Source organism: Solwaraspora sp. WMMA2065 (assembly GCF_030345075.1).
Lineage (GTDB): Bacteria > Actinomycetota > Actinomycetes > Mycobacteriales > Micromonosporaceae > Micromonospora_E.
In genome coordinates this window covers 1108997-1130459 of the sequence record NZ_CP128361.1, presented here as the reverse complement: position 1 = coordinate 1130459, position 21463 = coordinate 1108997, and the positions used below count along the sequence as shown (strand labels likewise).

At 72.2% G+C, this 21463-nt stretch carries 23 protein-coding genes and 1 riboswitch; of the genes, 10 read left to right on the top strand and 13 right to left on the bottom strand.

Translation table 11 applies throughout. The features are described from left to right. Positions 1–10 precede the first annotated feature (10 nt). From O7610_RS05225 to rpe, 13 genes are all read right to left on the bottom strand, one after another. Positions 11–424 (bottom strand): PH domain-containing protein, encoded by a 414-nt coding sequence (locus tag O7610_RS05225; RefSeq protein ID WP_281555563.1) that lies wholly within the window; start codon positions 422–424, stop codon positions 11–13. Positions 425–462: 38 nt separating this feature from the next. Next, positions 463–1530: a DMT family transporter gene (locus O7610_RS05220; protein ID WP_281554608.1), complete on the bottom strand. Its 1068-nt coding sequence runs from the start codon at positions 1528–1530 to the stop codon at positions 463–465. A 96-nt stretch (positions 1531–1626) separates the two neighbouring features. Further along, positions 1627–3087 (bottom strand): benzaldehyde dehydrogenase, encoded by a 1461-nt coding sequence (locus tag O7610_RS05215; protein WP_281554607.1) that lies wholly within the window; start codon positions 3085–3087, stop codon positions 1627–1629. A gap of 388 nt (positions 3088–3475) precedes the next feature. After that, positions 3476–4324: an ATP phosphoribosyltransferase gene (gene hisG, locus O7610_RS05210; protein ID WP_278168769.1), complete on the bottom strand. Its 849-nt coding sequence runs from the start codon at positions 4322–4324 to the stop codon at positions 3476–3478. Positions 4325–4391: 67 nt separating this feature from the next. Further along, positions 4392–4655: a phosphoribosyl-ATP diphosphatase gene (locus O7610_RS05205; protein ID WP_281554606.1), complete on the bottom strand. Its 264-nt coding sequence runs from the start codon at positions 4653–4655 to the stop codon at positions 4392–4394. Positions 4656–4722: 67 nt separating this feature from the next. Next, complete coding sequence (locus O7610_RS05200) at positions 4723–5847, bottom strand: Gmad2 immunoglobulin-like domain-containing protein (protein WP_281554605.1); 1125 nt, start codon at positions 5845–5847, stop codon at positions 4723–4725. Next, the gene (locus O7610_RS05195) at positions 5847–6413 is read right to left on the bottom strand and encodes a SigE family RNA polymerase sigma factor (protein WP_281554604.1); all 567 of its coding nucleotides are present in this window, start codon (positions 6411–6413) and stop codon (positions 5847–5849) included. Before O7610_RS05195 ends, O7610_RS05200 begins: the two co-directional genes overlap by 1 nt. A 90-nt stretch (positions 6414–6503) precedes the next feature. Next, on the bottom strand, positions 6504–6989 hold the full coding sequence (gene ribH / locus O7610_RS05190) for a 6,7-dimethyl-8-ribityllumazine synthase (protein WP_281554603.1): 486 nt from the start codon (positions 6987–6989) through the stop codon (positions 6504–6506). Next, the gene (locus O7610_RS05185) at positions 6989–8296 is read right to left on the bottom strand and encodes a bifunctional 3,4-dihydroxy-2-butanone-4-phosphate synthase/GTP cyclohydrolase II (protein WP_281554602.1); all 1308 of its coding nucleotides are present in this window, start codon (positions 8294–8296) and stop codon (positions 6989–6991) included. The genes ribH and O7610_RS05185 overlap by 1 nt, the downstream gene beginning before the upstream one ends. Further along, complete coding sequence (locus tag O7610_RS05180) at positions 8293–8955, bottom strand: riboflavin synthase (RefSeq protein ID WP_281554601.1); 663 nt, start codon at positions 8953–8955, stop codon at positions 8293–8295. The genes O7610_RS05185 and O7610_RS05180 overlap by 4 nt, the downstream gene beginning before the upstream one ends. Before the next feature lie 4 nt (positions 8956–8959). Beyond that, positions 8960–10021: a bifunctional diaminohydroxyphosphoribosylaminopyrimidine deaminase/5-amino-6-(5-phosphoribosylamino)uracil reductase RibD gene (gene ribD, locus O7610_RS05175; protein WP_281554600.1), complete on the bottom strand. Its 1062-nt coding sequence runs from the start codon at positions 10019–10021 to the stop codon at positions 8960–8962. 186 nt (positions 10022–10207) lie between these two features. Then, positions 10208–10399: riboswitch (FMN riboswitch) on the bottom strand. A 115-nt stretch (positions 10400–10514) separates the two neighbouring features. Beyond that, positions 10515–11480 carry a GGDEF domain-containing response regulator gene (locus O7610_RS05170; RefSeq protein WP_281554599.1) on the bottom strand — a complete coding sequence of 322 codons (966 nt, stop codon included), beginning with the start codon at positions 11478–11480 and terminating at the stop codon, positions 10515–10517. Then, positions 11474–12154, bottom strand: a complete 681-nt coding sequence (gene rpe / locus O7610_RS05165; RefSeq protein ID WP_281554598.1) for a ribulose-phosphate 3-epimerase — start codon at positions 12152–12154, stop codon at positions 11474–11476. The genes O7610_RS05170 and rpe overlap by 7 nt, the downstream gene beginning before the upstream one ends. 17 nt (positions 12155–12171) lie before the next feature. Here rpe and O7610_RS05160 point away from each other — a divergent pair, with 17 nt between their 5' ends. From O7610_RS05160 to O7610_RS05115, 10 genes are all read left to right on the top strand, one after another. Next, positions 12172–12369 (top strand): hypothetical protein, encoded by a 198-nt coding sequence (locus O7610_RS05160; RefSeq protein ID WP_281554597.1) that lies wholly within the window; start codon positions 12172–12174, stop codon positions 12367–12369. Between the two features lie 120 nt (positions 12370–12489). After that, on the top strand, positions 12490–13887 hold the full coding sequence (locus tag O7610_RS05155; protein WP_348651193.1) for a cytochrome P450: 1398 nt from the start codon (positions 12490–12492) through the stop codon (positions 13885–13887). A 54-nt stretch (positions 13888–13941) separates the two neighbouring features. Beyond that, positions 13942–15333 carry a cytochrome P450 gene (locus O7610_RS05150; protein ID WP_289212745.1) on the top strand — a complete coding sequence of 464 codons (1392 nt, stop codon included), beginning with the start codon at positions 13942–13944 and terminating at the stop codon, positions 15331–15333. Next, positions 15330–16388 carry a terpene synthase family protein gene (locus tag O7610_RS05145; RefSeq protein WP_281554596.1) on the top strand — a complete coding sequence of 353 codons (1059 nt, stop codon included), beginning with the start codon at positions 15330–15332 and terminating at the stop codon, positions 16386–16388. Before O7610_RS05150 ends, O7610_RS05145 begins: the two co-directional genes overlap by 4 nt. Continuing rightward, the gene (locus O7610_RS05140; protein ID WP_281554595.1) at positions 16385–17407 is read left to right on the top strand and encodes a polyprenyl synthetase family protein; all 1023 of its coding nucleotides are present in this window, start codon (positions 16385–16387) and stop codon (positions 17405–17407) included. The genes O7610_RS05145 and O7610_RS05140 overlap by 4 nt, the downstream gene beginning before the upstream one ends. 96 nt (positions 17408–17503) lie before the next feature. Continuing rightward, positions 17504–18430, top strand: a complete 927-nt coding sequence (locus O7610_RS05135) for a septum formation family protein (RefSeq protein WP_281554594.1) — start codon at positions 17504–17506, stop codon at positions 18428–18430. 14 nt (positions 18431–18444) lie between these two features. Further along, the gene (locus tag O7610_RS05130) at positions 18445–19350 is read left to right on the top strand and encodes a septum formation family protein (protein ID WP_281554593.1); all 906 of its coding nucleotides are present in this window, start codon (positions 18445–18447) and stop codon (positions 19348–19350) included. Between the two features lie 81 nt (positions 19351–19431). Then, a complete protein-coding gene (locus O7610_RS05125; RefSeq protein WP_281554592.1) occupies positions 19432–19848 on the top strand; it encodes a GntR family transcriptional regulator in 417 nt (138 codons plus the stop codon). Next, positions 19845–20795, top strand: coding sequence for an ABC transporter ATP-binding protein (locus tag O7610_RS05120; RefSeq protein ID WP_281554591.1), 951 nt, complete (start codon positions 19845–19847; stop codon positions 20793–20795). Before O7610_RS05125 ends, O7610_RS05120 begins: the two co-directional genes overlap by 4 nt. Next, positions 20792–21424, top strand: coding sequence for an ABC-2 membrane transporter-related protein (locus O7610_RS05115; RefSeq protein ID WP_289212744.1), 633 nt, complete (start codon positions 20792–20794; stop codon positions 21422–21424). The genes O7610_RS05120 and O7610_RS05115 overlap by 4 nt, the downstream gene beginning before the upstream one ends. Positions 21425–21463 lie beyond the last annotated feature (39 nt).

Genomic DNA, 21463 nt, shown 5'->3' with positions numbered 1-21463 from the left:
CCCGGCAGCATCAGCCGGCGGCGGTCGCCGTGCGGCTCGCAGCGTGCAGCCGGCGCAACGCCCGGACAGCCTCGACGGCGTGCTCCCGGTCGACGGACTGCAGCGCCAGCATCGGCACCAGCTCGTCATCGGCCAGTTCCAAACTGGCCCAGGCGGCGTCCCGGTCGAAGCGGACCGCCGCGACCAGCGACCACGGCAGTTGGTACGAGCGCAACACGTTTCGCACCCGCACCCCGGCGGCGTCGGCTTCGACCCGGGGCCGGGTGAACAACAGGATCACGGCGGCCCCGACCAGGCCGAGACCGACCATGGCGGCCTGGTCGCCACGCTGGAAGCTGCCCAGGTTCGCGCCGGTGGACCCCTGCAGGCCGAAGCTGACCGCAGTGAAGACCAGCAGCAGCGCGGCAGCCAGCGACCAGCACATCACCCGCAACCGGCGGGCACGCACCACCAGCGCGCCGGTCAGCTCGGTGGTCGGGTCGGTCGGCTCGTCTGCCACCCGGTCAAGTCTGCCACCGCACCGTCGCGGCCGACCGGCCGGGACCGACGGGCACCCCGACCGGACACCAGCACCGCGACGATGATCAGCGCGGCGCCGGCGATGAGACCCGGGCTGACGCCGGCACCGCCGGGGACCAGGACGTCGATAAGCAGCGCCCCGACGAGCTGACCGGCGACCACCCCGAGCCCGGTCCGCAGCACCCCGACCGACCGGACCCCGACCAGCAGCGCCACCACGATGCAGACGCCGAACAGCCCGCCCAGGTAGAGGAACCACTCGCCCGGCCACGCCCGGCCGGCCGCCGCCTGGTAACCGCCGAGCAGGCCGGCCGCGATCAGCACCAGCGGCGTACTGACCACGAAGTTCGCCACCGTGCCCATCGCGGTGGTGCTGGCCGCCGAGACCCGCCCGTTGAGCGCGGACTGCACCGACACCGCCAGCCCGCCGGCCACCGCCAGCGCGATCACCCCGACCGCGAGCTGCCCGACCGGCCGGCCGACCTGGGCCACCACCACCGCGCCGATGCCGAGCAGCGCCCCGACCAGCCGGGGAATCGTGACGGCGAGCCGGCCGGCCGGGGCCAGCCCGACCCGGTCCACCGCCAGGCCGCCGAGACTGTTGCCGGCGACCTGGGCGATGGTCAGCACCGCCACCCCGAGCACCGGCACCGCGTAGGCGGCGACGGTGACAAAGAACGCCCCACCGACCCCGCCGAGGTAGGTCCACCAGGGCAGCCGGGCGTCCCGCAGGGTCCGCAGCCCGGCGCGCATCGACGGCAGGAGCAGCAGCCCGAGGGCGACCAGCAGCGATCCGCCGATGTTGTTGACCACCGCCCCGATGGCGGCGCTGCCCATCCGGGCACCGAGTTCGGCGTTGACCGCGCTCTGCGACGCGGACGCCACCCCGCCGAGCCCGGCGACGGCCAGCGCCAGCCAGGGCGGCAGCACCCCGGCAAGGCGGCGCTGGGCCGGCCTCCGCCGCGCCGGCTGGGGCGACGTGGTGGCCGGCGTAGGGTCCGGTGGTGTCACCCGGCCACTGTCACAGCCGGCCGCGACGATGTCTGTGACGGACATCGCGTACCGTCGGCGGATCGACGTCCGTCCAGCAGCTGCCGGTCCGCCGGGTCAGAACGGGAACCGGCTGATGTCGCCCTGCATGGTGAGCCACTGGGTCTCGGTGAATGCCTCGATGTTGGCGGCCGGCCCACCGAACCGGCTGCCGGTGCCGGAGACACCAACCCCGCCGAACGGCGCCACCGCCTCGTCGTCGACGGTCTGGTCGTTGATGTGCACGATGCCGCTGGGGATCCGGTCGGCCAGCGCCATCGCCTTCATCACGTCCCGGCTCAGAATGCCGAGCGAAAGGCCGTACTCGGTGTCGCCGGCCAACGCGACCGCCTCGTCCAGGTCGGCGAAGGTGGCGACCGGCGCGACCGGGCCGAACACCTCCTGAGCGAACGCCGGTGTAGTCGGGGTGGCGTCGGCCAGCACCGTCGGCCGGTAGAACAGCTCCTCGTAGGTGCCGCCGGCCGCCAGCCGGGCCCCGGCGTCGACGCTGGCCGTGACCAGCGAGTGGATCTTGTCCCGCTGATGTTCGTCGATGATCGGGCCGAGCGCCACCTGCCCGGCCGCCGGATCCCCGACCGGCAGGTGGTCGGCCTTGGCCGCCAACTGCTCGACGTACCGGTCGGCGATCCGCTCGTGCACCAGGTGCCGGCCGGTGGCCATGCAGATCTGCCCCTGGTGCAGGAACGACCCCCAGGCGCCGGCCGAGACCGCGAGATCCAGGTCGGCGTCGTCGAGCACGATCAGCGCCGAGTTGCCACCCAACTCCAGGTGGGCCCGCTTGAGATGGCGGGCGGCGGCCTCGCCCACCTTGCGCCCGGCGGCGGTGGAACCGGTGAAGCTGACCACCCGGACCCGGGGGTCGGCGATCAGCGCCTCGCCGACGTCCGCCCCGCCGGGCAGCACGTGCAGCAGCCCGTCGGGCAGACCCGCCTCCTGGAAGATCCGGGCGATCGACACCCCGCCGCAGACCGCCGTACGCGGGTCCGGTTTGAACACCACCGCGTTGCCCAACGCCAGCGCCGGCGCGACCGACCGGATGGACAGGATCAGCGGGAAGTTGAACGGCGCGACGACGCCGACCACCCCGACCGGCAGCCGACGCGCCAGACTCAGCCGGGGCTGGCCGGTGGCCAGGATCTCGCCGGTCGGGTGCGACGGCAGGGTGGCCGCCTCGTAGCACTCCTGGGCGGCGGTGGTGGTCTCCACCTCGGCCTTCGGCGGCACCGACCCGGCCTCGCGGATCAGCCAGCCACCGATGTCGTCGGCGTACTGCTCGAACAGCTGACCGGCCCGGCGCAGCACGGCGGCCCGCTCCAGGTAGCTGGTGGCGGCCCAGTCGCGCTGCGCCTGCGCGGCCCGGACGCAGGCCCGCGTCACGTCGTCGGCGTTGCCGACACCGACCCGACCGATCTCCTGCCGGGTGGCCGGTGACATGACGGCCATCGTGCCGCCGGCCGCCTCGGTCCAGCCGTCGCTGAAAATCATGCCGTGCCACGTCGTCGTGTCGAGTAGTGCCATGAGGAACCTCCGGCCGGTCGGGAATCCGAATCCTCCCTACCTTCCCGCACCGGCACCGGATCCACCTCAGGAACCGGCGTCACCCGTACGAGGAGTTGAGCCGCGACCGATCATCACCATGACCCCGAACACGCCACCCAGGTAGAGGAACCGGGTGCGATCAGCTCGACTATGCGGTAGCCGCCGATCCGCTCCGGCGCCACGTGACCTCCTCGGCGGACGCGAACCCAAGCCCAACCCAATTGACGGAACGTGTCCGCCAGGACGCATGACGTAATCGCGTCATAGATCGTCCCGCTACCAACCGAATGGCGTTTTCCGCCAAGTACCTACGCCCGATCCGCGCCCGCTTGTCCGCCAGCCGGGTAAGGGCGTGGCGGCCGGTGAGTCAGAGGCGGCAGGCGTGGATGTCGGTGACCAGGATGGCGCGGGCGCCCAGGTCGTACAGCTCGTCCATGATCCGGTGCACCTCGGCACGGCGGACCATGGCCTGCACCGCCACCCAGCCTTCGCGGTGCAGCGGCGAGATGGTCGGCGACTCGATGCCCGGGGTCAGCGCGGTGGCCTGTTCCAGCAGGTCGGCGCGCACGTCGTAGGCGAGCATCACGTACCGGTGGGCGACCAGGACCCCCTGCAGCCGGCGGATCAGCTGGTCGGCCTGGCCGGTGGTGGCGGTGCCGGCCGGGTGCACCAGCACCGCCGAGGAGCGCAGGATCGGCTCGCCGACGGTGACCAGGCCCGCCTGGCGCAGCGTGGCGCCGGTTTCCACCACGTCGGCGATGACGTCGGCGACGCCGAGCCGGATGGCGTTCTCGACCGCGCCGTCGAGGCGGACCACCTCGGCCTTCAGCCCGTGTTCGCCGAGGTAGCTCTCGACCACCCCGGGGTACGCGGTGGCGATGCGTCGCCCGGCGATCTGCTCCGGCACCCGGGTCAGGGTCTCCGGGCGGGCGGCGAACCGGAACGTCGCCCCGGCGAAGTCGAGGTCGAGCAGCTCCTCGGCCGGGCTGCCGGAGTCGATCAGCAGGTCCCGGCCGGTGATGCCGAGCTCCAGCTCACCGCTGCCGACGTAGGTGGCGATGTCACGGGGCCGCAGGTAGAAGAACTCGACGTCGTTGGCCTCGTCGCGGCAGACCAGGTCCTTGGGGTCGGTGCGCTGGCGGTAGCCGGCTTCGCGCAGCATGTCGGCGGCCGGTCCGGAGAGGGTGCCTTTGTTCGGTACGGCGATGCGCAGCATCTCGGTCTCGCTCCTGTCGAGGGTGTGAGGGTCACACGAGGGTGCGGGTCACGGTCGCAAGGGCGGGTCAGAGATGTCGGTAGACGTCCTCGAGCTCCAGTCCGGTGGCCAGCATCAGCACCTGCGCCTGGTAGAGCAGCTGAGAGATCTCCTCGGCGGCCCGTTGCGGCCCTTCGTGCTCGGCGGCCATCCACGCTTCGGCCGCCTCCTCGACGACCTTCTTGCCGATGGCGTGTACGCCGCGTTCCAGCGCGGCCACCGTCGACGAGCCCGGGGTCCCGGCCGCCGCCTTGGCCTGCAGCTCGGCGAACAACTCCTCGAACGTCTTCACGGTGCCCGATTGTGGCAGCCCGGCACCGGGCGGGTCGGCACCGGGTCCGCACCGGTCCACCTGCTGATCACCGTACGGTGATCGCGGCGTCGACGAGGTACCGGGGCCCTTCGTCGGCGACCATCGACTCCTCGTACGCCTCGATGGTGTAGTCGCCGGGCGGCAGGCTCAACTCGACGAACGCCTCCCCCCGGCCGGGTGCGCCCGCGTCGAGCGTGACGTACCGCCGGTGCACGACCTGTCCGCCCTGGCGGATCCGCAGCTGGGCGGTGGCCTCGTGGACGCTGCCAGCGAGGTGCACGGTGAAGGTCGACCCGACGGTGTCGCCGTGCTGCGGGTCGATCAGCCAGAGCATGGCCAGGGTGTCCAGCGCGGCCCCCTTGGTGATCTCGTCGCCGGTGTCGACGTGACCCCACAGCCGGTCCACCGGCTCGCCGTCGAGCAGCAGCCGGATCCTGGGGTCGCCGCCGGTGACGCCGGCGACGGTCCAGGCGAGCTGCTGCACCGCAGCGGCGGCCCCGGCGGCGTCGAGGTTGGCGACCCCGGCTCCGGTGATGTTGACGCCGACGATGTCGTACTGGGTCCACACGGTCGCCACCGTGGCCCCGGACGGCCACAGGGTGCGGTAGTCGGGATCGGCGAGCCGGGCGGCGGTGAGCATCTCGCCGAGCGTGGCCCGCAGTTCGGCGACGACACCGGTGTCGGTCAGCTGGAACCGGTGGAACTCGCGGTAGAGCCGCAGCCCCTCGCCGTCGGCCGTACCGACGTAGTAGACCGGCAGGGTCGACACCGGGGTGCCGGCCTGCTGTCCGGCGGCGCCGGCGGTCGGCGGACCGCCGGTCGCCGGGCCGGCGACCGGGGCGTCGCGGTCGGTCGGCTGGTCGGTCGGCCCGCCGGTCGGTGCCGCGCCGGGCGGGGCCGGGCCGGCGCTGACCGCCCCGGACGGCGGGCCGGGCTGTGACACCGGCGGCAAGCAGCCGACCACGCCGACCAGGCTGGCGGCGACGGTCGTGGCGGCGGCGCCGAGCAGCACCGCCGGCATCCGGCGCCGTCGGCGGGCGTCGATCTTGCCGCGGATCGCGGTCAGCCCGTCGGGCCGTACGTCGACCCGGTCGGCTTCGGTGTGCAGCGCCCGGCGCAGCAGGTCGGCGGTACCGGCGTCGCCGGGCAGGTTGTCGTGGTCGGTGTCCATCACAGGCCGTCCAGGCTGGTTCGCAGTGCGGCGATGCCGCGTGCGGTGTGGCTCTTCACCGCGCCTCGGCTGACCCCCATCGCGTCGGCGATCTGCGCCTCGGACAGGTCGGCGTAGTAGCGCAGCACGATCGCCTCCCGCTGGCGGGGCGGTAGGGCGCGCAGCGCGGTGATCACGTCGGCGTGGCGGAGCTGGTCGAGGGCGCCGGCTTCGGCGCTGGGTGCGTCGGGGTCGGGCCGGGCGGCGGCCAGGTGGGCTTGCACGACCCGTCGGTGCCGGATCGCCGACCGGCACCGGTTGACCACGGTGACCCGCAGGTAGCCGAGTGCCTTGTCGGCGTCGCGGAGCCGCCACCAGCGGCTGTGCAGGGCCACGTAGGCATCCTGCACGATCTCTTCCGCCATGCCCGGTTCCCGCAGCAGCAGGGTGGCGAGGCGCACCAGCGGGCGGTAGTGCGCGGCGAACAGGCGGGTGACCGCCTCGTCCGCCGCCCACGTCGTCGTCTGTGCCCGCTGTCGTGGCATCGTCCTCCCCGAGCCCAGGTCGGTGACCAGTTCGGGTGTCACGCCACTACGACGTGTCACCAGCGCATCTGGTTTACCGCGCGAGCGGCGGGAACGTGACGGGTCGGGGTACCGCGGTTCGAGAGGTCAGGTTCAGCCCACCGGTACGGCGTGGACGGCCCGCAGGGCAAGCGCGGCGTCGAGCACGGCGACCATCGACGACCAGCCCTTGTCCTCGGCCGAGCCGGGCAGCCCGGCCCGGTCGCGGGCCTGGTCGATGGTCTCGACGGTGAGCACGCCGTGCCCGACCGGGGTGGACTCGTCGAGTGACACCCGGGTCAGGCCGTCGGTGACCGACCGGCACACGTAGTCGAAGTGGGCGGTGGCGCCGCGTACCACCACGCCGAGGGCGACCACCGCGTCACAGCGCCGGGCCAGGGCCTGGGCGACGACGGGCAGTTCGACGGAGCCGGCGACCCGGACCACCTGCACGGCGGCGACGCCGCAGGCGTCGGCGGCGGCGAGCGCCCGGGTGAGCATCGCGTCGACCAGGTCGGTGTGCCAGCGGGCGGCGGCGACGCCGACGGCAAGCCCGGCGGCGTCGACGGTGGAGACTCCGGGTTCGCCGAATCCGGCCATCAGGCCCGCCCTCCGGATAGTTCGCCGACCGGGTCGAGGTCGGCCGCGCCGTCGACGCCGTCAAGGTCGGCCGGTGCTGTGCCGGCCGGCTGATCGAGTCCGTCGAGCAGGTGGCCCATCCGGTCCCGTTTGGTACGCAGGTAGCGCACGTTCTCCGGATGCGGATGGACGGTCAACGGTTCCCGCCCGACGACGTTCAGGCCGTACCCGGTCAGCCCGGACACCTTGTCCGGGTTGTTGGTGAGCAGCCGGATCGATCGGACCCCGAGGTCGTGCAGGATCTGCGCACCGGTGCCGTAGTCGCGGGCGTCGGCGGGCAGGCCGAGTTCCAGGTTGGCGTCGACAGTGTCCCGTCCCTGGTCCTGCAACTGGTAGGCGCGCAGCTTGTGGGCCAGACCGATGCCCCGGCCCTCGTGGCCGCGCAGGTAGAGCACCACGCCGCGGCCCTCGGCGACGACCCGGGCCAGGGCGGCGTCCAGCTGCGGGCCGCAGTCGCAGCGCAGCGAGCCGAAAACGTCCCCGGTGAGGCACTCGGAGTGCACCCGGACCAGCACGTCACGACCGTCGTCGAGGTCACCGTGGACCAGGGCGATGTGTTCGGCCGGGTCGTGGGCGACCCGGTAGCCGACGGCGCGGAACACCCCGTACGGCATCGGCAGCCGGGCCTGCGCGACCCGCTCGACGTGGGTCTCGTTCCGCCGCCGGTGGGCGATAAGGTCGGCGATGGTGATCAGGGTGAGCCCGTGGTCGGCGGAGAACTTCTCCAGGTCGGGCAGGCGCATCATGGTGCCGTCGTCGTTGACCAGTTCGCAGAGCACCCCGGCGGGGCGCAACCCGGCGAGCCGGGCCAGGTCCACGGCGGCCTCGGTGTGACCGGGCCGGTGCAGGACACCGCCGGCGCGGGCGCGCAGCGGCACGACGTGGCCGGGCCGGGACAGGTCGGTCGGGCCGGCGGCGGGGTCGGCGAGCAGCCGCAGGGTGTGTGCCCGGTCAACGGCGGAGATGCCGGTGCTGACGCAGTCGCGGGCGTCGACGGTGACGGTGTACGCGGTGCCCCGCCGGTCCTGGTTGGTGTGGTACATCGGCGGCAGGTCGAGCCGGTCGCACTCGGCCTCGGGCAACGGCGCGCAGATGTAGCCGGAGGTGTGGCGCACCATGAACGCGACGAGTTCGGCGGTGGCGTGTTCGGCGGCGAAGATCAGGTCGCCTTCGTTCTCCCGGTCGGCGTCGTCGACGACCACCACGGCCCGGCCGGCGGCCAGGTCGTCGAGGGCCTGTTCGACGGTGCCGAACCCGGCGGCGGTCACGGGCGGACTCCGCCGACGGACCGTGCCCCGTCCAGTTGCTTCGCCACGTACTTCGCGATCACGTCGACCTCCAGGTTGACCAGGGCCCCGACCGGTTTCCGGCCGAGGGTGGTGAGTTGCACAGTGGTGGGAATCAGCCCGACGCCGAACCAGCCGGCCGTGCCGGACCCGGTCGCGGCCGTGACCGCCGCCGTGGTGTCGCCGTCGGACACCTCCATGACGGTCAACGAGACGCCGTCGACCGCGATTGAACCTTTCTCCACGACGTACCGGTGCAGGCCGGTGGGCAGGCTGAACCGGACCTGCTCCCAGCGGTCGCCGGGGGTGCGCCCGACGACGGTGGCGACCCCGTCGACGTGGCCCTGCACCAGGTGTCCACCGAGGCGGGTGGCGAGGGTGGCGGCGCGTTCCAGGTTGACCGGGTCACCGGGCCGCAGTGTCCCCAGTGAGCTACGGTCGAAGGTCTCCTTCATCACGTCGACGACGAACCGTTGCCCGTCGACGGAGACGACGGTGAGGCAGACGCCGTTGACCGCGATGGAATCGCCGTGCCGGGCGTCGGCGGCGACCAGTGGGCCGTGGACGGTGAGCACGCCGCTGTCGCCGTGCCAGTCGAGCGGGCCGGCCTCGCCCAGCTCCTCAATGATGCCGGTGAACATCGACTCAGCCCTCTTTCTGCCGGGGTACGGCGGTGATCCGCAGGTCGGGGCCGACCTGGGTGACGTCGACGATGGTCAGGTCGATGGCGTCGGCGATGGTGTGCACTCCGGCGTCGCCGAGCGCGGCGGGGCCGGCGCCGAGCAGCCTCAGGGCGAGGTAGCCGACCACCCGGTCGACCAGGCCGGCGCGCAGGAACGCTCCGGCGAGCACCGGGCCGCCTTCCAGCAGCGCGGAGCGGATGCCCCGGTCGTAGAGGGCGGTCAGCAGGGCGGTGAGGTCGACCCGGCCGCGGTGGTCGGCGCCGACGTCCGCGGTGGTGGCGATCCAGGTGCCGGCGGCAGCGTCCCGGACCCGGGCGTCGGCCGGGGTACGCCCGGAGCTGTCCACGATCACCCGGAGCGGCTGCCGGACGGCGGGTCCGCCGGTGCCCGGGGTCCGGACGGTGAGCCGAGGGTCGTCGGCGAGTACGGTGCCGACGCCGGCGATGATCGCGTCGGCGGTGCCGCGCAGCGTGTGGACGTCGGCGCGGGCCGCCTCCGAGGTGATCCACATGCTGGTGCCGTCGGCGGCGGCGGAGCGGCCGTCGAGCGTGGCGGCGTACTTCCAGGTGATGTAGGGGCGGCGCCGACGGACGGCGGTCAGCCAGGCGATGTTGGCGTTCTCGGCCTCGGCGGCGCGCAGCCCGACCTCGACGTCGATGCCGGCGGCGCGCAGCGTCTCGGTGCCACCGGCGGCGATCGGGTTGGGGTCGGGTACGGCCAGCACGACGCGGGCGAGCCCGGCGTCGACCAGGGCGGTGGAGCAGGGTCCGGTGCGTCCGACGTGGTTGCACGGTTCGAGGGTGACGACGGCGGTGCCGCCACGGGCCCGGTCGCCGGCCTGGGCGAGGGCGGCGATCTCGGCGTGCGCCCCGCCGGCGTAGGCGTGGAAGCCTTCGCCGACGACGTGGCCGGCGGTGTCCAGCAGGACGCAGCCGACGATGGGGTTGGGGCTGACCGAGCCGAGGCCACGGACCGCGAGGTCGATGGCGCGCCGCATCGCCTCGTCTTCGGAGAGGATCGCCATGGCCGTTTCTCTTCTCCTCGCCTGCCGGGGTGCGCGGCGGGCGGGAGGTGCCGGGCCCGGTGGGGGTGGCCGGCGACAGCATGGCGGCGGCGGAACGCCTCGGCGCCCGGCCACGACGGACCGGCCCCGGGGCGCTGCACGGGTACGGCGGTGCCAGTCGGCACGCCACACCTGAGCGTCCGTTCCGCGCGCTGTCTCCCATCCGGACTGTCTGGGCCGGTCCGTGCCACGTCGGCACGGTCTGGCCCAACCGTCGGCTCCGGAGTCTCACCGGATCCACCGGGCGTCGTCTGCGACTACGACCGGGTCGCGGGCTGGCCACGGCTCGCGCCGTGGATCACCGCCGGTTCGGAATTTCACCGAGTCCCGCCAGCGCGTGGTGGGTGCTTCTCCGAGTGTTACACAGTGCACGGGGATCATCGCCAGAGACGCGACCGACCTCACAGCTGTCGGATACCCGACAGAAGGTCGGTCGTCGGCCTGTTCTGGCAGGTCAGTTGGTGGACAGCCGGCGGTCGACCGCGATGTACGAGCCGGGTTGGCTCTTGGCAACCGACTTCATCTCGTTGGCCACCGTAATGATCTCGCGGGGGTCGCTGAACCGGCGGCTGCCCGCCGACACCGCCACCCCGACCGAGAGGGTGACCAGGGCAGCCTTCTGCAGTTTGCCGCGCCGGTCCTTGACCTCCACGTAGCCGCGCCGGGCGTCGGACGGGTCGTACAGCTCGTCGGCGGCCTTCTCGAAGTCGAGGATCGCCTGCTCGATGATCGGCCGCACCTGTTCGGGCGCGCAGACCACCACGAAGTCGTCGCCGCCGATGTGGCCGAGGAACGCCGGCGGCAACCCGATCGACACCACCGCCCGGTGCATGCAGCGGGCCAACGCGGAGATGAACTCGTCGCCGCGGGCGAAGCCGTACACGTCGTTGACGCTCTTGAACCGGTCGATGTCGACGTAGCCGACGGCGTAGTCGGCGCCGCTGCGGACCCGGTCGGTGATCTCCCGGCTGACCCGGGTGTTGCCAGGCAGCCCGGTCAGCGGGGACACCTCGCGGTACTCGCGGTTGCGCCGCAGCGTGGAGCTGACCCGGGCGATCAGCTCCGAGGTGTCGAAGGGCTTGACCAGGTAGTCGTCGGCGCCGGCGGTCAGCCCGACGACCTTGTCGACGGTCATCCCCTTGGCGGTCAGCATGATGATCGGCAATGCGGCGGTCATCGGGTCGGCCCGCAGCCGCCGGGTCAGGTCCAACCCGCCGATACGGGGCATCATCAGATCGACCACGGCCAGGTCCGGGCGGTGCCGTTCGATGATCTCCAGAGCCTCCTGACCATCATGGGCGAGCATCACGTCGAAGCCGTGCAACCGCAGGTTGACCTCGACGAACCGGGCGATGTCGACATCGTCGTCGACGACAAGGATCAGGTCCGGCCGGGACTCGGCCCCTTCCGGGCTCACCACCGTGGCGCGGTCCGCTCGGCGATCTGCCGCAGTCTGCGGACCGCCTCGGCGGGGTCCTCGGCGCCGTACACGGCGGTGCCGGCGACGAACGCGTCCGCGCCGGCCGCGGCGGCCTGCTCGATGGTGTCCGCGGCGATCCCGCCGTCGACCTCAATCCGCAGCTCAAGATGGCCGCTGGCGGCGTGCCGGCGGGCGGCGCGGACCTTCTCCAGCATCTCGGGGATGAACCGCTGGCCGCCGAACCCGGCCTTGATCGTCATGACCAGCAGGGTGTCGAAGCTGGGTAGCAGCTCCAGGTAGTCCTCCACCGGGGTGTCCCGGTCGACCGCCAGGCCGGCCTTGGCCCCGGCCGACCGCAGCTCCTTGGCCAGCGCCACCGGGTCGTCGCACGCCTCGGCGTGGAAGGTGACGTTGTACGCGCCGGCGTCGGCGTAGCCCGGTGCCCAGCGGCGCGGGTCGGTGATCATCAGGTGCACGTCGAACGGTAGTGAGGTGGCCGGCAGCAGGCTCTGCACCACCGGCAACCCGATGGTCAGGTTCGGCACGAAGTGGTTGTCCATCACGTCGACGTGCAGCCAGTCCGCCGTCCCCTCGACCGCGCGGGCCTCGTCGGCCAGACGGGAGAAGTCGGCGGCCAGGATGCTGGGCGCGATGAGCGGCGCTGGTGCGGTCACCGCGCCAGTCTACGAACGTGAGCAAGCGTTCCACACCCGCCACGACGATCGCCCGCCCGACGGCGGACCCGACGGCCGACCCGCCGATGGACGGCCGACCCGGCGGTCGGCGGGCGGGTAGCCGGGGCGGTCGGCGGGGCGGTCGGCACCGGGCCCGCGACCGGGCGTCGCAGGCGGGTACGCCGGCCCAACAATCCGCGCGAATGCGTTATTGACTGCCATTTACCGACATACGCAACGGCGCCGGTGGTGGCTCGAATAGCTCCAAGATCCACCACCGGCAATGCAAAATTTCCGATTGTAGCCACGACAGCACCTTCGGTAAGGTGGCCGCCATGACCGACCCGCGTCGCGTCGACGCAGATCCGGCTGCCCGCAGCAGATCCAGGCCAGTTCCACGGCTCAGCCTGCGGGAAAATCTCGTCGGGATGCGGGCTATGCGCCGGGATCAGCTTGCATTCCTGCAGGACGCGGTCCGTAACCACGGTGACATCTTCAGGATACGTCTCGGTGGTATACCGATGGTGGTACTGACCAACCCGGAGCACATCCACCATGTCCTGGTCGACAAACACGCCAACTACGACAAGGAAAGCTTTCTCTGGCGTACGGTCCGGGCGATCCTCCGGGAAGGACTGATCGGCAACCGGGGCGACGAGACCTGGCAACGTAACCGCCGGCTGATGCAGCCGACGTTCAACCACGCCAGCGTCGCCCGCTTCGCCCCGAACATGACCGGCCTGACCGCGGACATGATCCACCGATGGGCGCCGGAGGCTGCCTCCGGTGCGCCGGTCGACGTCGTCGGACCGCTCACCGACCTGGCGCTGAAGATCGTCCTGCGGTCGCTGTTCGGCGTCGAGCCCGACGAGCGCAGCCACCAGTTCGAACGCGACTTCCTGGAAGTCAACCGCCGGCTCGGCGACTTCCTCCGGTTCCCCTTCCCGCCGCTGAGCTGGCGCACCCCGTCCCGCAACCGGATCCGTGCACTGACCCGGAAGCTGGACGGCTTCGTCCGCTACCTGATCGACACCCGCCAGCACGAGCGCGACAGCGACCACCGGGACCTGTTCAGCCTGCTACGGCACGCGGTGGACCCGGTCACCGGCACCAGGCTCACCCCGGACCAGCTCTCCAACGAGATCCTGGCGATGATCATCGCCGGGTACGAGACCACCAGCAACTCGATCTCCTGGGTGTACTACCAGTTGGCCCGCCACCCGCAGGTGCAGCAACGGGTGCACGACGAGGTCGACACCGCCCTCGACGGGCGGGTGCCGACCTTCGACGACCTGCCCCGGCTGCCGTACACCCGGATGGTCATCGACGAGACGCTGCGGCTGTTCACCCCCGCCTGGCAGACGATGCGGCGGGCGGCGACCGACGATGTGGTCGGCGGCTACCGCATCCCGCAGGGCACCGAGGTGCTGATGAACCTGCTCCTGCTGCACCGGTACCCGGACTTCTGGCCCGACCCGGACCGCTTCGACCCCGACCGCTTCACCCCGGCAGCGGTCGCCGCCCGGCCCCGGCACGTCTACCAGCCGTTCGGCAGCGGCCCGCGGCACTGCATCGGCAAACACTTCGCCCGTACCGAGCTGCACCTGATCACCGTGATGCTCGCCCAGACGTTCGCGGTCAGCCTGCCCGAGGGCGCGCCGCCGGTCGGTTTCGCACCGCTGGTCACGCTGCACCCGGCGGGCGGCATGTGGCTCCGACTGCACCGTCGCTGACCTGCACCATCGCTGACCGGTCCACCGCGTCGACCCGTGGAAAGTGAGAAGAGCATGTCCCCGCAGGTACGCAGCCGAGCCCCGGGCGGCACCCGGGAGATACCCACCGTCACGCCGGGCAGCGGCGTCGGCGGCACCTTGGCCTTCAAACGCGACCAGCTCGCCTTCCTCGGCCGGGGCGTCGACCGCTACGGCGACATTTTCCGGTTCCGGCCCCTGGGTATCCCAATGGTGCTGGTCAACCATCCCGACTACATCCGGCATGTGCTGGTCGACGAGGGCGAGAAGTACGACAAGAACGCCGTCCTGTTCAAGGTCGTCCGGCCGGTGCTGCGCAAAGGGCTCATCGCCAACCCGGACATGGATCTGTGGCGACGGCAACGGCGGATGATGGCACCGCACTTCACACCCCGTACGGTCAGCTCTTTCACCCGAAACATGACCGACGAAGCCGAACAAATGCTCGTCCGGTGGGAGCAGAATTACGGCCGGGGCGGCACCCTCGACGTCACCGACGAGATCGGCCAACTCGCCCTACGAATCGTCAACCGGTCGCTGTTCAGCGCGCAGGTCGGCGACATCGCGCAGGCCTTCGAACGGGCATTCGGCGAGGCCAACGCGATCCTCGGCGCGTTCTTCCGATTCCCGTTCCCGCCGCTGAGCGTGCCGACCCCCCGGCACCGCCGGCTGCGGGCCGCGATCGCCGACATGGACACCTTCGTGTCAACGTTCATCAACCGCCGGCTGCACGAGGAGGTGCCCACCGGCGAGGAGACCGACCTGCTCACCCTGCTGCTGCACACCGTCGACGAGACCGACGGCCAGCGGATGGACCTGGAACAGCTGCACCACGAGGTGCTCAACATCTGCATCGGCGCCTACGAGACCACCACGAACACCCTGTCCTGGGCGTTCTACCTGCTCGCCCGGCACCCAAGGGTGGAGGCGAAGCTGCACGCCGAGGTCGACTCGGTGCTCGCCGGCCGGACGCCGACCTTCGAGGACCTGCCCCGGCTGCCGTACACCCGGATGGTCGCCGACGAGACGCTGCGCATCTACTCACCGGCGTACCAGTTCATGCGCCGGGCCAGCTCGGCCGACGTGATCGACGGTTACCGGGTGCCGGCCGGCACCAACATGCTGATCAACAGCTGCCTGCTGCACCGGCACCCCGACTTCTGGGACGACCCGGAACGCTTCGACCCGGAGCGGTTCACCCCGGAGCAGGTGGCGCGGCGCCCGAAGCACGTCTACGTGCCGTTCGGCAGCGGCCACCGGATCTGCATCGGCAAACACTTCGCGCTGTCCGAGCTGGTCCTGGTGCTGGCCTCGGTGGCCCGTCGGCACCGGCTCGTACTGCCACCGGACGCACCCGAGGTGCGGCCGGAGGCGCTGATCACCCTGCACCCCAAGGGCGGGGTCCACCTCAACCTGGAGTACCGGTGACCTTCACGGACGACACGGCCAGCCACCTGAGCCTCGACCCGGTCCAGCAGACCCTCGACCGCTTCCCCTACCAGCTCAACCCGCACGTCGAACAGGCCCGCGCGCACCTGACCAGTTGGGTACGCGATACCGGACTGGTGCTGCGTGAGCAGGCCCGCGCCCGATTCGACCACGCCGACTTCGGCTGGTTCGCGTCGATGGTCTACCCGACCGCCGACGCGGCGCATGCCGAGCTGATGGCCGACTGGTTCGCCTGGCTGTTCCTGGTCGACGACCAGTTGGACGACGGTGCCGACGGACGCAGCCCGCAGCACCTCGCCGAGGTGATGGCCGCGATGCGGCGGGTGCTGTCCGCCGACGACTTCGGCGCCGCCGACGCGCGGCGCCGGGACCTGCCCCGGGCGGTGTCGTCGCTGGCCGACCTGTGGCGGCGTACCGCGCCGGACGCCACCGCCCGCTGGCGGCAACTGTTCGTACGGCACCTGGAGCAGTGCCTGACCACCGCCGCCACCTGGGAGGCCGGCAACCGGCTGTCCGGCACCGTGCCGGACGAGGCCACCTACATCGAGAAACGCCGGCACACCGGGGCGATCTACGTCTGCATGGACTTCATCGACGTCGTCGAACGAATCGACATGCCCGACGAGGTGTACGACAGCGCGCCGTTTCGCACCGCGCTCGACGCCGCCTGCAACGTGGTCTGCTGGACCAACGACATCTACTCGCTGGACAAGGAACGCGCCCTCGGCGAGGTACACAACCTGGCGTACATCGTCGGCTACCACCATGGGCTAGACCGCGACGCGGCGGTCGACCGGGTGACCCGGGCGATCGACGCCGAGACCGACCTGTACCTGGCGGCGGAGGCGCAGCTGCGGCGGACCTTCCCCGGCCGGCCGGCGGTGCTGGAGCCGTACCTGGCCGGGATGCGCAGCTGGATGCGCGGCAACGTCGACTGGTCCAGCCGGACAAAGCGCTACCAGCCGACGCCGGCGACCACCGAACCGGCGCCACAGGAGTATCTGGAGGCCACGTTGCTCGGGAGCCAGGGTTGACCGCCACGACCACCGCACAACGCGACGCCTGGGCGCGACTGGCGGCGGCGCGGACGTTGATCGAGCCGCAGCTGCGCCGCGCCGTCGACCGGCTCGCCGACCCGATCCACACCGTCGCCGGCTACCACTTCGGCTGGTACGCCGCCGACGGCAGCCCGGCCGAAGCCGGCTGGGGCAAGGGGCTGCGCGGCGGCCTGGCACTGGCCTGCGCCGAGGCGGTCGGTGCCCCGGCGGACCGGGCGGTGCCGGCGGCGGTCGCGGTGGAGCTGGTGCACAACTTCACCCTGCTGCACGACGACGTGATGGACGGCGACCGGACCCGGCGTGGCCGGCCCACCGCCGGGGCCGCGTTCGGCGACGCGCAGGCCATCCTGGCCGGTGACGCGCTGCTCGCGCTGGCCTTCGACACGGTACGCGGGCAGGCCGCCCCAGCCGCCGCCGAGCTGTGCCAGGTGCTGCTGGATCTGGTGGCCGGGCAGAGCGCCGACGTGGCGTTCGAGTCACGTACCGCCGTGGGGTTGGACGCCTGCCTGGCGATGGCGGCCGGCAAGACGGCGTCGCTGATTGGCGCCGCCTGCGCGGTCGGCGCGATCAGCGGCGGCGCCGCCCCGGACCGGATCGACGGGCTGAAGGGGTACGGCCACCACCTGGGGATGGCGTTCCAGCTGGTCGACGATCTGCTTGGCATCTGGGGCGACCCGGCGGTGACCCGCAAACCGGTCGGCGCCGACCTGCGGCAGCGCAAGAAGTCGCTGCCGGTGGTGTTCGCGATGGGCAGCGGCACGCCGGCCGGCGCCGAGCTGACCCTGCTGTACGCGATACCGGGCGGGTTCACCGACGGGCAGGTGGCCCGGGCCGCGCTGCTCGTCGAGCAGGCCGGCGGCCGGGACTGGGCGAGGCGGGAGGCGGACCGGCACCGGGCGGCGGCGCTCGACCGGCTGGCGACGGCCCGGCCCGAAGCCGGCGCGGGTACGGCGCTCGCCCAGCTCGCCGACCTGGCCACCCATCGGGACCACTGACCGTGCTAGACAGTGCTCCGGGGCCCGGCCGGTCGGCGGTCGACCCGGTGTCGTAGCCTCGTCGGCTTGAGTGGACAACGGGGAGGCGGCAGGATCATGGCGCGACGGTGGGGTGTCCGGGCGAGGCTGGCAGCGCTGCTGACCGCCGCGTCACTGACCACGATGGCCGGCTGTGTGCCGCTGTCGCCGGGCGTGGACGGGGATCTGGTCAACGGCTGGGCCGCGTTCGACGAACCCGTCCACTTCGCACCCGAGGCCGGCAGCTGCCATAACGCTAGTCGGCGCTTCATTGACTGGGAGAGCTATCGACCAGTTGGCTGCGTCCGGTACCACCTGGTGGAGACCGTGCACGTCGGAACGCTCGGCGACGAGCCGGCGGTGCCGTTCGACGAGGACGGCGCGGCGGACGGTCTGATTCCGGCCCGGCGGGCCGCCCGGGCCGAGTGTGACCGAAGGGTGAACGAGTTCCTTGGCGGTCCCTGGCAAACCGCCCGGCTGCAGATGACGGTCGTGTCGCCGTCCGACGCCGCCTGGACCGGCGGGGCCCGCTGGTTCGGCTGCGACGTAGGGGTCGTGGACAGTCCTGGCGGCCCACTGGTCGACTGGTACGGCACCATCAAGGGTGCGCTGCACGCTCCCGGCCATCCGCTGCTTCTGACGTGCTACGACTCGGCGGCGGTCGGTGTCGACGACGAGCCGCTGACCGAGCCGCTGGACTGCGACACCCCGCACCAGGCCGAGTTCGCCGGCACGTACGTGGAGGACAAACTGGGGTACGACGAGGTGGAGTTGAACGACGATCGGGTTCACACCCGGTGCCGCAAGGTGGTGGCCGACTACGCGAAGGTGCCGAACAACGGCGACCTGCAGTACCGGGTGGGCACCATCTACACCTACTCCGACGTCCTGGACTGGGCGGAGGGCGACAGGGCGATCCGCTGCTTCGCCTGGCGGGCCGACCCGCTGTTGACCGGCTCGGTGCGCGCCGGCGGCACCAGCGCCCTGCCCATCCAGTACCAGTGAATCGGCAAATTCTCATGATCTTGCAGCCGCTACGGACCAGGATGGTCGCGCTGCTGGCCGCCGCGTCGCTGGCCGTTACGGCCGGCTGTGCGGCACCGCCGCCGGGGACCGACGGCACCCTCACCGACGGTTGGGCCGGGTTCGACGAGCCGACCACCTTCGTCCCGCAGGCCGGCACCTGCCACCGCGCCGAGGCTGCCTCGGGCAGCGGCAGGTACTACCGTCCGGTCGACTGCGACGAACTGCACCTGGTCGAGACAGTCCACGTCGGCACCTTCACCGGTGCCGACGCGCAACGGACGACCGCCCCGGTGGGCAATGTCCCGGCCCGCGAGACGGCCCGCGTCGAGTGCGATGCCCGGGCCGCCGAGTTCCTCGGCGACATCTGGCAGCACGGCCTGCTCGACATGACCGTGCTGGTGCCGCCGCAGGCGGCCTGGAGCGCCGGGGCCCGCTGGTTCCGCTGCGACCTCACCGAGATCAGCAGTGTGTTCCGGGACAAGGTGCTGCCCCGGACCGGAAGTCTGCGCGGCACGCTGGCCGACGGTGGCGCGCTGCGGCTGGGCTGCCACGACGTGCGGTGGGGCGACGACCACCTCGAAGCGCTGGAGCCGGTCGACTGCGCCCGGCCGCACCACGGCGAGTTCGTCGGCGTCTTCGACGGCGGCACCCTGCCCGGCAGCTGGCCCGGGGACGAGGCGATTCAGGAGCGCTGCCTGCTGATGATCGCCGACTACGCGGACCTGCCGGTCGACGAGGACCTGCCCTACCGGGTGGCCACGTTCTGGTTCCGGACGGGGAACCCTTCGGTGTGGGCAGGCGACCTGCGGGTCCGCTGCTTCCTGTACGTACCCGACTTCACCACCCCGCTGGTCCGCTCCGCCAAGGGCGGCGGGCCCGACCTGTTCCCGGTCTGGTAGCCGCTCACGATCCCTGGCGCGCCCGACCCCCGACCAGGCATAGTGCTATTCTGCTAGCGGCCTAGCAGAATAGGAGTCGGCGTGATCGAGTTCAGGCTGGACCGCCGGTCCGGCGTCACCCCGTACCTGCAGTTGGTGCAGCAGGTACGCCAGGCGGTGCGGCTCGGCTGGCTGCAGGAGGGCGACCGGCTGCCGACCGCCCGGGAGGTCGTCGCCGCACTCGGGATCAACCAGAACACGGTGCACAAGGCGTACCGCGAACTGGAACGCGACGGCGTGGTGCAGTCCCGGCCCGGCGTCGGCACCTTCATACTGGCGTCGCTGTCGGCCCGCCGCGCGGCCTGGGACCCGGCGATCCGCACCCAGCTCGCGGCCTGGGTCGCCACCGCCCGCGCCGCGGGCCTGGACGACGACGACCTGCGCGCCATCCTCGCGGCCGAACTGGCCGAGAACGCCTCGCCCCGAGCGGCGGACAACCGGCCGGAGCGGACCGGATGACCACGTTGCAGACCACCGGCCTGGGCAAACGGTACGGCCGCAGCTGGGCGCTGCGCGACTGCACGCTCGCCGTACCGGCCGGCACGGTCACCGCGCTCGTCGGCCCGAACGGTGCCGGCAAGACCACCCTGCTGCACCTGGCGGTCGGCCTGCTCACCCCCAGCGCCGGGCAGGTCCGGGTCGGCGGGCGGCCACTCACCGGGCACGGCCACGACCTGGCCCGGGTCGCGTTCGTCGCCCAGGACAAACCCCTGTTCGCCGGGTTCACCGTCGCGGAGATGCTCCACTTCGGCCAGGCCGCCAACCCGGCCTTCGACACCGGCGGGGCGCTGGCCCGGCTCGACGACTACGGCATCCCGCTGCGGCAACGGATCCGTACCCTCTCCGGTGGGCAGCGCACCCTGGTCGCGTTGACCCTCGCCCTGGGCAAACGCGCCGAACTGCTGCTGCTCGACGAGCCGCTCGCCGACCTGGACCCGTTGGCTCGTACCGAGGTGATGGGTGCGCTGATGGCCGCCGTCGCCGACACCGGCGCCACCGTGGTGCTCTCCTCGCACATCCTGGCCGACCTGGTCGACACCTGCGACTACCTGCTGCTGCTCAACCGTGGCCGGCTGCAGGTGGCCGGCGGATTCGACGAGCTGACCGAGGCGCACCGGGTGCTGACCGGGCCGGCCGAGCTGGCGCAGCGGCTGCGGGCGGCGGACCATCCGCCCGTACACCTGAGCGTCACGGCCCGGCAGACCACCGCGCTGGTCCGGCAGGCGTCGACAGTGGTACGCGGAGAGCCGGCGACGGTACGCGGGCAGCCGGCCAGCCACGACGACGGGCAGGTGCCCGGCCTGGAGGAGCTGGTGCTGGCGTACCTGCGCAACCCGGACGCCGTCTGCCTGCCCGCGCCCACCCTCGTCGCGGCCGGTCAACCGGCGGGGAAGGACGTCCGATGATCTGGCTCGCCTGGCGTCAGCAGCGGTTCCCGTTCATCGCCGCTGCGATCCTGATCTGCCTTTACGGCGGGTTGACGGCGGCCGCCCACGTCGACGCCGAGTTCGTCACCATCACCCAGCTGTTCGCCGGCTACCTGACCATCGGGGTCTGCATGTTCTGGGGCGTGCCGCTGGTGGCCCGCGACCTGGAGCAGGGCACCCACCGGCTGGCCTGGACGCGGAGCCGGCCGCGCGGCCACTGGCTGGCGGCTCGGCTGGCGGTCGCGGCGGCCGGGTCGCTGACCGCCGCCGCCGTGGTGACCGCCGCCGTCACCTGGGGGTTGCCGACGACCGACGGCGACCCGATGCGCTGGTTCGCCTACGAGTCGCACGATCTGATCCCGCTCGCCCGGGTGCTGTTCGCGCTCACCCTCGGCGCGGCGTTGGGCGCGGTGACCCGCAACACGCACGTCGCGATGGCGCTCAGCGTGCCGGTGCTGGGCATCGTCCAACTGGGCGGTGCACGCGTGGTGCGCGAGGCCAGCTCGTGGACGTACTGGCAGTTGCAGGTCGCCGAGTCCGGCGTCTACCTGGGCGCGGCGGCCGTACTCACCGCAGTCACGTTCCTCGCCGTCCACCGCCGGCCCTGACCCACGTGACGCCCGCACCGGTCCCCGCGCCCCGCTGGC

What these genes read in the sequence shown, in the direction of transcription:
- O7610_RS05225 (WP_281555563.1), bottom strand. Translation starts at nt 424, where the DNA reads ATGTGCTGGTCGCTGGCTGCCGCGCTGCTGCTGGTCTTCACTGCGGTC.
- O7610_RS05215 (WP_281554607.1), bottom strand. Translation starts at nt 3,087, where the DNA reads ATGGCACTACTCGACACGACGACGTGGCACGGCATGATTTTCAGCGAC.
- hisG (WP_278168769.1), bottom strand. Translation starts at nt 4,324, where the DNA reads ATGCTGCGCATCGCCGTACCGAACAAAGGCACCCTCTCCGGACCGGCC.
- O7610_RS05200 (WP_281554605.1), bottom strand. Translation starts at nt 5,847, where the DNA reads ATGGACACCGACCACGACAACCTGCCCGGCGACGCCGGTACCGCCGAC.
- ribH (WP_281554603.1), bottom strand. Translation starts at nt 6,989, where the DNA reads ATGGCCGGATTCGGCGAACCCGGAGTCTCCACCGTCGACGCCGCCGGG.
- O7610_RS05180 (WP_281554601.1), bottom strand. Translation starts at nt 8,955, where the DNA reads ATGTTCACCGGCATCATTGAGGAGCTGGGCGAGGCCGGCCCGCTCGAC.
- ribD (WP_281554600.1), bottom strand. Translation starts at nt 10,021, where the DNA reads ATGGCGATCCTCTCCGAAGACGAGGCGATGCGGCGCGCCATCGACCTC.
- O7610_RS05155 (WP_348651193.1), top strand. Translation starts at nt 12,490, where the DNA reads ATGACCGACCCGCGTCGCGTCGACGCAGATCCGGCTGCCCGCAGCAGA.
- O7610_RS05150 (WP_289212745.1), top strand. Translation starts at nt 13,942, where the DNA reads ATGTCCCCGCAGGTACGCAGCCGAGCCCCGGGCGGCACCCGGGAGATA.
- O7610_RS05135 (WP_281554594.1), top strand. Translation starts at nt 17,504, where the DNA reads ATGGCGCGACGGTGGGGTGTCCGGGCGAGGCTGGCAGCGCTGCTGACC.
- O7610_RS05130 (WP_281554593.1), top strand. Translation starts at nt 18,445, where the DNA reads ATGATCTTGCAGCCGCTACGGACCAGGATGGTCGCGCTGCTGGCCGCC.
- O7610_RS05120 (WP_281554591.1), top strand. Translation starts at nt 19,845, where the DNA reads ATGACCACGTTGCAGACCACCGGCCTGGGCAAACGGTACGGCCGCAGC.
- O7610_RS05115 (WP_289212744.1), top strand. Translation starts at nt 20,792, where the DNA reads ATGATCTGGCTCGCCTGGCGTCAGCAGCGGTTCCCGTTCATCGCCGCT.